4 protein-coding genes are annotated in these 4,504 nt (G+C 40.3%); 2 read left to right on the forward strand and 2 right to left on the reverse strand.

The genetic code is table 11. The annotated features are described in order from the left end of the window. Positions 1–455 precede the first annotated feature (455 nt). Together HF974_14630 and HF974_14635 are read left to right on the forward strand one after the other, a co-directional pair. Entirely contained in the window at positions 456–1,220 is a 765-nt protein-coding gene (locus HF974_14630; protein MBC2699534.1) for a radical SAM protein, read from the forward strand. A gap of 89 nt (positions 1,221–1,309) precedes the next feature. Then, positions 1,310–1,480, forward strand: coding sequence for a transposase (locus tag HF974_14635; protein MBC2699535.1), 171 nt, complete (start codon positions 1,310–1,312; stop codon positions 1,478–1,480). A 611-nt stretch (positions 1,481–2,091) separates the two neighbouring features. On the opposite strand, the gene HF974_14640 is transcribed toward HF974_14635, so the two are convergent. Both HF974_14640 and HF974_14645 read right to left on the reverse strand, forming a co-directional pair. Continuing rightward, the gene (locus tag HF974_14640) at positions 2,092–4,179 is read right to left on the reverse strand and encodes a recombinase family protein (protein ID MBC2699536.1); all 2,088 of its coding nucleotides are present in this window, start codon (positions 4,177–4,179) and stop codon (positions 2,092–2,094) included. Beyond that, the coding region (locus HF974_14645; protein ID MBC2699537.1) for a hypothetical protein at positions 4,176–4,504 on the reverse strand (329 nt) is incomplete at its 5' end. The genes HF974_14645 and HF974_14640, both read right to left, overlap by 4 nt.

A 4,504-nucleotide genomic window follows, 5' to 3' on the forward strand; every position in this document is an offset into this window, starting at 1 on the left:
AAATTGACCCACCCTATATACTAAAATCCTCCTGTTTTATTGCAGGAGGTTTTGGGTGATCTCAATGGAAGATTGGATAACAATAAGGAACTTAAAGAAGCGAAATCCCAAAATGGGAACAAGGACAATTGCAAAGAATCTCGATTTATCGAGAAACACTGTGAGAAATGCGCTACGATCAGAAGCATCCCTAATGCTCTTTGCTCATTAGTTTTCCTGTCATATAAGAATATTTGGTTATCTTCGAGCCATTTAACGATTTTTTGTACAAAATTTATGTTTTCTGACATCAAACGAGATTATTTTTCAAGACAATAAACCCTTAAGTTGAAGGTCTCGCAAAATACTATAGATAAGTTGATCATCAGATAGAGTTACGGTGGAAAATGTATACACAAGAACAGATCAAAATAATAATAAGAGATATATATCATTTTATTAGATCTCAATCACAATTGACCAAGATATTCGGCCCAAAGTATATGAGGAGCCAAAAATCAATCGAAATCGATATAACATATCGTTGTAATTTGAGATGTCCTAATTGTAATAGATCTTGCACACAAGCACCCACCAAAGAAGAAATGAAAATAGAGCAAATAGAAGATTTTATAAAAGATAGCATAGATAACAATATAAAGTGGGAGAGGATAAGAATCCTAGGGGGAGAGCCCACTTTGCATACTAAACTTTTCGATATATTAGATCTTTTACTGAAATATAAGAATAAATACAATCCTAATATGCATATAAGCATATCTACAAATGGTTATGGAAATCGTGTAAAAGAAATATTAGCAAAGTTACCAAAAGAAATAGAAATCACAAACTCATCCAAGAATCCGACTCCTCCAACTTTCTTCCATTTTAACATAGCTCCACGAGACGATATCTTATATCGTAATGTAGATTATTCAAATGGATGTTGGATTTTAGAGGCATGTGGCATGGGTCTAACACCTTATGGTTATTATCCTTGCGCGGTTGCTGGAGGTATAGATAGAATTTTTAATTTCGATATAGGCAGAAAAAAACTTCCATCACGCGACGATCTAATGATAAATCAGTTAAAGACTTTTTGTAGCCTGTGTGGTCATTTTAGATTTTCACTACCATCAAAACAATTGAAAATATCACCATCCTGGAAATTGGCATACCAGGCATATAACGATAAATTATCTAAGAGTAAAGATACAAATGAGGCTCCAAACCCTGGGTAGTAGCGACGCTGCTACATCCTGGTGCCACTTCAGTCAAAAAACAAAAAAGTGGAAATCACAAAGAGAAATAATAAGCCCTGGCTAAAAGTATGGTTTATGTAAACACACTTTTTGTACAAAAAATATTATCAGAGAAAGAGTGGCTCGATAAGATGCAATCGGAAGATTTTTGGGCGCTGAATACGCTTATTTATAGCCATGTCAATCCATATGGGAGATTAGTATTAGGTATGAATGAACGGATTTTTATTGAGGAATAATCCAATGGCGCTTGGTGACACGAACGTTTGTACTGGGCCAAATAAAGTAATTGATTCTTTATGACACGGAAAATTAATAATGGAAGAAAAGATAGTTTTTTCGATTTTAGACCCAAAGGATTGTTATTTGATGTTGACAAAACTTTGACTACTACCCAACGGGTACTTTCTCAAAGGACCATTTCAAGCTTAAACATGCTTAAAGATACGGAGATAAAATTTGGCGTACACACCGGAAGAAGTTATGCTATGTTGAAGAATTATATTTTAACTTTTTTCCCAGATCAATCTATGCATGTTACATCTGGTGGTGGAGAGGTAGTTACTAGAGAAGGAATAGTAGTTTGGAGCAGATATATTGTCTCTTCATCAGTAAGATTAATTATAGATGAAACTGAGAAACTTGGAAGCGAATACTGTTTTTCTCAAGGTGATACTTTTTATGGTTCACGAGGTATTGTAACTAAATATTCAAATCATCCTTGGAAAATTAGGACTAATATGCAAATTGATGAAGCAAATTTGACTGCTGTTCCACTAATATCTATTGTAGATTTAAATACACAATCTAGAAACTTTTTTAAATATCTTGATGGTGTTACGGTTAACCATTATACTTCATACTGCACCTCTTCTGTACTTTCAGTAGTATTTACCATTTTGGACCGCCAAGTCGGACTTCTCTGTTTTGCCCACTTAATGGGCAGATTCTCACCAGGATCCTCATATAGTACCATTCCCCTATCATTATATGGTCTACTTTTCAAGATACCAGCCTTCCCCCACTTTTTCACAGTCCCCGAATGTACTCCAATACGATCAGCAAGTTCCTCAGCAGTAAGAAATCCCTGCTCACGCAGATTTTCATAAACGCCAGCAATGTCGTAGTCCTTCCGCAACACTTTCACCCTTCTACCCGTGAAGGATAATCCGGTCCCTGAACGTAATTGTTGCTGGTTCAGTTTATCAGCGATCTCACTATTCGTTTTTGTGGGTGCCATTTCCCGAATCTGTTCCATGACCTCGGTTGAAGTTAGGTGTATTTTCCAGACCACAGGAGGGATGGGAACACACCTTTCCATAGAATCGCCGCCTTTGAATCTGACCTTAACATGAATGACATCAGTCTTTAAAAGGGTCACGTCTTCGATAAGCAGGCGAACCATCTGTTTTCGTTGTTTTGCTGAGGTTCGAGGATTATTCCAAACTGCAGGGAAATCCTCTGCGAGCTTTCGGATATCCTCAATTTTTTCAGATGTCAGATCGTTCTTATATTCTGCAATTTCACGCTCGTACTTATCTTCGAGTTCGGTCATGATACGCAGAGCTTCATTCCATCTGCTCTCAAGGCTATCAGCCACCAACCGGTTATCGGGATTCACCCTGAGGAACCGAATTTGAGCCAATTCGACTTCGTGACGGGCACGTTCCAATCCTGTCCGATGAAGTCGCACTAAATCCTCATGGCGAATTTGTATCTCTTCAAAAACTTTCATCGAAACATCCAGGTTCAAAGGTGTCACCATCTCCAAAAGTATTTTACTAATGAGATCATCAACAGGCTCACCCAGAACGAACTGACATTGTTTTGTTGCAGTTTTGGTTGCCTGTCGTTGACATATATAGTCAGGAACCAACTCGCCTTTGCGTGTATGGTAATGGACAGTCATCCGCTGCCCACACTTGCCACATAACACTATCCCCTGAATTAAAGCAGAACCTGATCTGGGTGGGCTGCAAAGTCGGTCCTCACCTTGTGGTGCAGCATTGTTTGCAAGTTGCCTTTCGTTCTTTTGATACTGTTCCCAGGAGATATAGCCTTCAAAGACATCTGGTATGACAACTTTCCACTGATCCTGTGGAATATTCTGGATTTGAGTCTTCCCATCTATGGGATTCTTCTTCGTCTTGGTCTGGCCAAAGACGAAAGTGCCGGTGTAACGGGGATTATGCAACACCTGTAGCACCCTATGATGATACAGGGGCTTCCAGACAATCTCACCGATATGGGGACCGCTCCACACATGAACAGGGAATTCTAAATTATTCTCGCGGAAATGTTTGACCACAGCATAGGCACTCCCTGCTCGCTTAAACGTGGAGAACAGGTGTTCAACCGCTTCTTTAACCTGTTGGTCAGGATCTATGACTATCTTATCGGAATCATCGTAAACAAAGCCTACTGGTAAGCGCATCTTCAACTCACCGCGCTTTGCTTTATTTAGTATCCCTCCCTGTAATCTCGCTCGCAGGAAGTGTATCTCTGCTTCGCTCATTGCGCCCTTCAATCCCAATAGCAATCTGTCGTTGAAGAATCCAGGATCGTACAATCCGTCTTCATCGAGTAAAAGTGTGTCAGTCAGAGCACAGATTTCCAGTAAGCGATGCCAGTCGGTGTTATTTCGTGCTAATCGCGATACTTCCAGCCCCATGACAAGTCCTGCCTGCCCCAATCCAACCTCAGCTACAAGGCGCTGGAAGCCCTTTCGATTCTGCGTACTGGTACCGGACAGACCGAGGTCATCATCGATTACAATAATCTGATCTAACCTCCAACCAAGAGCAAGAGCCCTGTTCTTAAGGGCATACTGTCGTTGTGTACTCTCTTTGTTCTCATTTACCTGTTTCATGGATGACTGGCGGATATAGAGATACGCGGTCTTACGGAGGTGATCAGAGGTTATTTTCTGGTCCATCATAAGCTCCCCCCTATACAGCAGACAACCATATTCGCCAATACATTCACGACACCATTGTAGTTTTCCGGTTGGATCTTAGAAACTTCTATTGTGGATCCGATTCCTGTGTATTCTGATATTTCTTCTGGTATTGGTGCAAGGGCTGGAACTGCCTTGATCCATCCCAGCATTCCACGCAACAAGAAAACACCATAGCCTGGTGTGTGCAGTTCCCCATCAGTTGAAATCATTGATGCCCGTAGCTGTTCGTATTGATTTATCAAGGTCGTCCCGCCTTTGAAAAACGAAACGTTTGTGTGTTTCTCTGGGTCTGACTCGTTTTTTT

The organism is ANME-2 cluster archaeon, assembly GCA_014237145.1.
Taxonomy (GTDB): domain Archaea; phylum Halobacteriota; class Methanosarcinia; order Methanosarcinales; family Methanocomedenaceae; genus Methanocomedens_A.